The following is a 6,503-nucleotide window of genomic DNA, read 5'->3' on the forward strand; positions in this document are numbered from 1 at the left end:
AATACTTTTTGACGGGCTGCGGCTCGTCTTTTTATTATTGGGGGAATGAGGTGCTTTATGACAATTGAAGTGGGTGTATTGATTGCGGGATTATCATTGTTGGTGGCTTATTTGGGCTACCAGTTAAACAAACAAAAAGCAATCGAGAATGAAGGGCGTGAGAGTGCAGAGGTTAAGTCTGAACTTCGGTACATTCGTACTGGGGTTGATGATATAAAGATCGATATTAAGGCAAATGAAAAGCAGATGATCGCATTAGGAGAGCGTGTCACTCGCGTGGAAGAAAGCTCAAAACAGGCACATAAAAGAATTGACAACATAGAAAAGGAGAATTTGAAATGAATAAAATCGATAACGGAACGATCGTGCGGACGGTCGTTCTTTTTGTTGCGCTGGTAAATCAATTGTTAGCAGCATGTGGATACAGTCCCTTACCTTTTGACGATCAACAGGTAGAAAAGTTTGTATCATCTTTAATTACTATTGCTGCTTCTATTTGGGCTTGGTGGAAAAATAACAACATTACACGAAAGGCACGCCGTAATGAAGAAATGCTCAAGCGGGAGGGATCGAAATGAGTTGGACTCCGACATATCATAAACGTAATCTTGGTAATCTTGCAGACCTAGCTCCGAACACAAAAGCGGCTGCCATGAAGTGGTATCAATACTGTATTGATAATAAAATCGATGTGTTGATTTATGAAACCATTCGTACGGAAGCACAGCAACGGGAGAATGTGAGAAATGGCGCTTCCAAGACCATGAAGTCGTATCACCTAGTAGGACAAGCGCTTGATTTTGTGCCTATGAAAAATGGGAAACCCCTATGGGCAAGATCAGAGTATGGGAAGCGGCCGTTTATCGATGCGATTAAATACGCAGAGAGACTCGGCTTTGAATCAGGTTACCGATGGGGATGGGATGCACCACATCTGCAATACAATTATAAAGGTTATGGCACAGATAAATATCTGACTGCTACTGCAGCCGTGCCAGTTAATACATTAAGCAAAGATGAAGTAAAAGCATTGCAGGAAAAACTGGCTAAGCTGGGCTTAGATACAAACGGTGTTGACGGCATTTACGGCAAAGGAACGACTAATGCTGTTATGATTCTCCAACGCCGGACAGGGCTTGCAGTTGATGGAATTGTAGGGAAAGCAACTCTGGCGAAGATCGATCAGTTAATCAAAGAAAAAGGACTAGTCGGTACTCCTGGTAAGTTCCGTGTTTACACCGGTGTATTTAGCAGTCATGAAAAAGCAGAAGCTGCCGCCAAAGAAATCGGCTTTAATGCCTTCGCGAAAGACCTACGGGTATGGACTGGCATCTTTACATCGCTGGAAGCAGCAGAAGAGGCTTGTGCTTATATCAGCGGGAAACACGGGTACAATCCTAAAATAAGAAAAGAATAGATAACAGCAAATTCCCTGTCCGTTTGGATAGGGTTTTTTCATTTTACACACTCATTCAGAAGCATCGCTGATTGCGATTCTTATTACTTGTTCGGTTTTAGGGTTATATTTAATCTCTACCAGAGCCCTAAATTCTCTGCCGTTCTCTTTTAACCACAGCTTAAATTTTTCTGTAGAATGATCCGGGCTATTGTATCTGCCAACATGGAGATAATCAATAACTGCCGCATTCGGATATTTTTGTTTGGCCTTTTGTACAGAGAGTATTCCCCATTTTGCATAAGAAGGTGCTTGGTCTTCTGCATATGCTATATTATCTAGGCTAACTTGGACTGAAGCTAAATCTATAGGAATCAATACAATACAACACAATAAGCTAAGAAATAATTTAGATATGTTAAAATTCCTTTTAGGATAGCTTTTGTAAGTTTATCGATATTATTCATAGTTCTTGCCTGGATGCTAATAGTTTGGTTTAATCGGCAAATCAAACAGAAATAAAGGAAGTCCCTATCCTTGCGGATGGTGGCTTTTTTATTTGTTTCTGTGTAGAGCATTTGTTCTTATTTTTATCAAAAATGGAATAAGCGTTCCATACAATGGACGTATAGAAAAAATAAGGAGGATACATAATGGCTAAAACAAAGAAGCAGGCTAAACTACAACGCCCGGCTCGTGATGAATTTGAGTTAGAGGAAATCGCATATCAACTAACGGAAGCATTCAATGAAAAAACAGAAGTGGTATTATCTGTTTGGAAAGAAGATGAGCCAATCCAAGGGAAAGTTACAAAAATGGATGGTCAAACAAAACTTATCCATGTGGAAGAGAAATATGGAGTTGTTAGGAAGATACCATTTATAGATATACTTGCAGTAATTTCTGTGAGTGTGTAGTCATTCTCGTTTGGTTTAATCCCTCTATAGTAGACAGCAAAAAGAAAGTAAATTAATCTGTCTACTATAGGGGGATCGTATTAGTTAGATAGGGGATTTTTCATGGGTAATAAGAATTTATTTATGAGTACATAGAAACGATTAATTCATCAATAAAAGTTGGCTTGTGATACCGGGAAATAGGGAGGAACAAGGATTTGATCCAGGAAGTTCTACATATTAAGAAGAGTGCAGAATTGGAGAATCTCTTAAAAAGCCATGTTGTTTTTGTCCATAAAGAAGACGATCAAAAAGAGATTAAAATCAAATTGCACCATTGGCAAGATTATGCTATTTATGAATTTGTTGATGCAACAAAAAGTGGAATTTGTCCTATTGAAGACTTATGGAAGTTTGTTAAGGCTATTAAAAATAACCGGGGCTAGAAAGCCCCTGTCCTTGTGGATGGGGGCTTTTTTGTTTCGCGATGACAAAGTTAAGTGGTGAGAAATCATTGCTTATTTCCACCCCGAATTTTCAATTTGCAATATAAAATGATATGAAACAATATAAAATAGTATAAAACAGTATAAAATGATATGATACAATATAAGAATAGAAGTTTGACAGTTTCTCTTTGACGGTGGTGATGGATTGGAGAACTCTGTACTAGATATAATTAAACAAGATGAATACCGCAGTTTAGATTATTCTATAGACACAGTGGGCACCCTTATCCATGAAGTTATAAAGCTACATAAACAGTTTTCCGAGAAATTCATCGAATTAAACGGCGCTCTCTGTTTGAATTTTAAGAAAACATTAGTTAGAGATGTTGTGGAGCAGGTGGATGATAGTGACACTTTTGTAATTAATCAAGAGTTTCACTCCCTTCTCAATACTTATTTGAGAAAAATCGATCAGCTGATAATTGATATCGATTTAGAATACACCTATAATAAATTCGATTTTCGGTTAAGGGTTAAACAGCTGGAATCAATTATTTATAAGTTGTGCCATTATAACTCTGGTAAAGAAGAAAGCGGAAGATTACCTTTAAACAAATGTTTGAATGACCTTCTAGGTTTTCGTATTATGATGCCGGGCTTTCAACATGGATGCGAATCTTTCTCCAAAATGTGTCAGCATATAGAGAAGTTTTATAAAATAAAGTATAGAAATTCTTCTAAAGGAGATTATAAAGCTACACACGTATACTTTTATGGGGGTAGTAATAAAAATTTTCCTTGGGAGTTGCAAATATGGTTACCTGAAGATTATATGGGTAATTATGAATCACATGCCAAACATAAACAAGAATACATAAAATCTGCAAAAATACATAAGCAAGCTTTAAGAAGTCAAGGAGGTGTTTGAGGTGGCTTTTCATTTTGTTGCTATAATGAGTCATTATCACAGAGGGGCTAGAATTGGATGGCATTACTCTGCACCCGACAAATTGGATAAAGAATTAATTAACACTTTCTTTACTAAGGTGAAAAAGAAGTGCGGAGATGTTCATTTTGGAATTCATAAACTGTCTACAGAATCCCTTTCATGGGATTCTGTAGTTGATAAAGATGAGTTTTTTGCTGATGTGATAGCTACTAAGGAGATGGATACTTTTATTGATTATGTTTCAAGGGATCAAAAGTTATCAGCTCATGACGTAGCCAAGTTTTTGTTGACTATTATTCCTTCTTCTCATTTAAAGCTTCAAAAGTTATTGTATTATTGTTATGCTACTTTCTTAGAAAGAACGGGTGAACGTCTTTTTGAAGAGCCGATTGTAGCTTATAAATATGGACCAGTAATTGAAAGTGTTTTCCAAGATTTTAAAATACATGGTTCTTCTATTATAGATTACCAAGAAGATGGGGAGTTCGTGCTCTCAACTGAGAAAAATGCAGTTACGCCGTCGTTTATTAAAATTGTTAACTCAGAGCATGGGATAGTGGTTATAGATTGTATTTTAGATGTCTTGAACACCTATGGAGAGTTAGATCCTTTCGAGTTAGTTGAAAAGACTCATCAAGAAGGAGGACCTTGGCATAGGGTGTATAAGCCTGGTGAAAATTGCGTTCTTACAGACGATTTAATCATTCAGTATCATCAATATGCAAAGTAACCTCATTCAAAAAAGCCTTTCTCATTTGAGAAGGCTTTTTCTGTTGTATAGATTATTTAAGGCTACAGCTGAATTTGTATTTTGATAAGCAGTTAATTTTCTCTATTGGGGGCTATGGGGACCAAATGGGGACCAAATCGGTATATATTTGGTCTAATCAAGTATAAAAGAAAGAAGAGGGAGAGCGGGGAAACCTTTATATAATAAGGATTTGTATGAATACAATATTATATGATTTTACCCGCTCACCACACTGGCAGTGTAGAGGTCAGCGGTTCGAGCCCGCTATGCTCCATTACGTTTACATTAAAGAGCCTGCAGACAAACTTGTCTGCAGGCTCTTTATGTGTTGGAATGCCCGGCATCACTTATCCTGCAAGAAACATAATCGTAATAATAATAGCTGATAAAATAAGTCCTCCGGCCATTCGTGTCCATTGGGTTGTCATCTCATTCTCCTCTCCCTATCTATTACCGAAAACTTCCTTGCTATATTATTCCCTTTTTCCAGAAAACTATGCGTGCTTTTCTAAAAGAAGAACGATTTTGCTAATTTCGTTCATTCGCTAGAAATATGAGAGTAGAAGCTTTAAAATGATAAGTGGCTTATAGCTTTTATTATGCATCCAGATAGACTAAAGGAGGACGTCTATGGACAGTCCAAAGATTAACCCTTATGCTGTATTGATTATCGGAGTTTTTTTCGTTTCTACCTCAGCTATATTTGTTAAGTTGTCGGCAGCCGATGCCGGTGTTATCGCATTTTATCGTTTACTCTTTACTGTATTGCTTATGCTTCCTTTATTTCTGTTTAAATACTCCGGGGAGTTAAAGGAGATTTCAAAAAGAGACTGGCTTTTCTCTCTTGTAGCCGGCATTTTTTTAGCCTTTCACTTTATCCTGTGGTTTGAGTCGCTCAACTATACTTCTGTAGCAAGCTCTACTGTGCTAGTCACATTGCAGCCGCTATTTGCTTTTGCTGGCACGTATTTTATTTTTAAAGAAAAGTTTACTCTTGGCGCATTAATTGGCGGTCTAGTAGCAGTAGCGGGAAGCTTTATTATTGGATGGGGAGATTTTCAGGTAAGCGGACAGGCGCTTTACGGAGATGCGCTTGCCTTGGCTGCTTGTGCGCTGATTACCGGTTATTTGCTTTTTGGACAAATTATCCGAAAGCGGATGTCACTAATAACTTATACATTCATTGTCTATTTTAATTGTACCGTTGTGTTATTTTTATATGTGGTAATTAAGAAAGAGGCTTTCTATCCTTATCCTGCAAAAGAGTGGATATACTTCTTTTTATTAGCGGTCCTGTCAAACTTACTGGGCCATACTTTATTCAATTGGTCTATTAAATACATCAGCACCTCATCTGTATCGATGGCTATACTGCTAGAACCGATCGGCGCCAGTATCCTTGCTTGGTGGCTATTAAAAGAAAAACTGTCAGCTGCACAAATAGCAGGGGGCACTGTTGTGCTGTTAGGTCTTTTATTGTTTGCGGCTGATCCAAAAAAGCTAAAGGAGATTTTAGCGAAACGCAAACAGCATATTCACTCATAAACAAGAGGCCCTGCAGGCTTCTTGTTTTTTTTTGTGTACTGACGCTTTGAAGACAAACTTTGATTATTGGCAAGGAATAGTGTTTTACATGAGTGAATGGTCAACCAGTATGTTTATATTGGCTTTATAAAAAGAATAGACGAAAGGGATGTTCAAGCAAGCACAAAGGGTGATAGAATAGACAATATTAGATGTGCAAAAAAAATCTATGTTTTTTTAAAAAAGTACTTGTTATCTATAAAATATCGTGATATATTATTACTTGTCCGAAAGACAGAAACGAAAAAGTTAGATAAAAAAACTTTTTGACAGGACAAAGCGAGTGTGCTATTGTTGAAAAGCACTTCAAAATTGATCTTTGAAAACTGAACAAAAACATGCCAGTAAGTTAATTCTTATTTTTAAAACATGAGCAAGTCAAACATCTTTTTGGAGAGTTTGATCCTGGCTCAGGACGAACGCTGGCGGCGTGCCTAATACATGCAAGTCGAGCGGACTTGACGGAAGCTTGCTTCCG

Annotated in this window: 9 protein-coding genes and 1 rRNA gene; 9 read left to right on the forward strand and 1 reads right to left on the reverse strand. The window is 37.4% G+C overall.

Annotated elements, in window-relative coordinates; genetic code table 11:
• Positions 1–57 precede the first annotated feature (57 nt).
• Genes B1A98_RS17005 through B1A98_RS20585 form a run of 3 tightly spaced genes read left to right on the forward strand, consistent with a single transcriptional unit; the run spans position 58 to position 1,417 of the window.
• Positions 58–342, forward strand: a complete 285-nt coding sequence (locus B1A98_RS17005; RefSeq protein ID WP_063385294.1) for a hypothetical protein — start codon at positions 58–60, stop codon at positions 340–342.
• Positions 339–578, forward strand: a complete 240-nt coding sequence (locus B1A98_RS17010) for a phage holin (RefSeq protein ID WP_063385293.1) — start codon at positions 339–341, stop codon at positions 576–578. The genes B1A98_RS17005 and B1A98_RS17010 overlap by 4 nt, the downstream gene beginning before the upstream one ends.
• Complete coding sequence (locus B1A98_RS20585) at positions 575–1,417, forward strand: peptidoglycan-binding protein (RefSeq protein WP_063385292.1); 843 nt, start codon at positions 575–577, stop codon at positions 1,415–1,417. Before B1A98_RS17010 ends, B1A98_RS20585 begins: the two co-directional genes overlap by 4 nt.
• Before the next feature lie 51 nt (positions 1,418–1,468).
• Here B1A98_RS20585 and B1A98_RS17020 read toward each other — a convergent pair whose 3' ends face one another.
• Positions 1,469–1,774 carry a DUF3889 domain-containing protein gene (locus tag B1A98_RS17020; RefSeq protein ID WP_240492481.1) on the reverse strand — a complete coding sequence of 102 codons (306 nt, stop codon included), beginning with the start codon at positions 1,772–1,774 and terminating at the stop codon, positions 1,469–1,471.
• Positions 1,775–2,049: 275 nt separating this feature from the next.
• Here B1A98_RS17020 and B1A98_RS17025 point away from each other — a divergent pair, with 275 nt between their 5' ends.
• The 6 genes from B1A98_RS17025 to B1A98_RS17055 form a co-directional block, all read left to right on the forward strand.
• On the forward strand, positions 2,050–2,313 hold the full coding sequence (locus B1A98_RS17025; protein ID WP_063385290.1) for a YolD-like family protein: 264 nt from the start codon (positions 2,050–2,052) through the stop codon (positions 2,311–2,313).
• 197 nt (positions 2,314–2,510) lie between these two features.
• Positions 2,511–2,738 (forward strand): hypothetical protein, encoded by a 228-nt coding sequence (locus B1A98_RS17030; RefSeq protein ID WP_041102060.1) that lies wholly within the window; start codon positions 2,511–2,513, stop codon positions 2,736–2,738.
• A 208-nt stretch (positions 2,739–2,946) separates the two neighbouring features.
• The gene (locus B1A98_RS17035) at positions 2,947–3,669 is read left to right on the forward strand and encodes a nucleotidyltransferase family protein (protein ID WP_041102062.1); all 723 of its coding nucleotides are present in this window, start codon (positions 2,947–2,949) and stop codon (positions 3,667–3,669) included.
• 1 nt (position 3,670) lies between these two features.
• A complete protein-coding gene (locus tag B1A98_RS17040; protein WP_063385289.1) occupies positions 3,671–4,420 on the forward strand; it encodes a Panacea domain-containing protein in 750 nt (249 codons plus the stop codon).
• Positions 4,421–5,071: 651 nt separating this feature from the next.
• Positions 5,072–5,986: a DMT family transporter gene (locus tag B1A98_RS17045; RefSeq protein ID WP_063385288.1), complete on the forward strand. Its 915-nt coding sequence runs from the start codon at positions 5,072–5,074 to the stop codon at positions 5,984–5,986.
• Between the two features lie 426 nt (positions 5,987–6,412).
• Positions 6,413–6,503, forward strand: a 16S ribosomal RNA gene (locus tag B1A98_RS17055); the annotation flags it as partial.

It is taken from the genome of Pseudobacillus badius, from assembly GCF_002189605.1.
In the GTDB taxonomy this organism is placed as follows: Bacteria; Bacillota; Bacilli; order Bacillales; family Domibacillaceae; genus Pseudobacillus; species Pseudobacillus badius.

Coding starts and splice junctions, on each gene's coding strand:
- B1A98_RS17005 (WP_063385294.1), top strand. CDS start 58: ATGACAATTGAAGTGGGTGTATTGATTGCGGGATTATCATTGTTGGTG.
- B1A98_RS17010 (WP_063385293.1), top strand. CDS start 339: ATGAATAAAATCGATAACGGAACGATCGTGCGGACGGTCGTTCTTTTT.
- B1A98_RS20585 (WP_063385292.1), top strand. CDS start 575: ATGAGTTGGACTCCGACATATCATAAACGTAATCTTGGTAATCTTGCA.
- B1A98_RS17025 (WP_063385290.1), top strand. CDS start 2,050: ATGGCTAAAACAAAGAAGCAGGCTAAACTACAACGCCCGGCTCGTGAT.
- B1A98_RS17045 (WP_063385288.1), top strand. CDS start 5,072: ATGGACAGTCCAAAGATTAACCCTTATGCTGTATTGATTATCGGAGTT.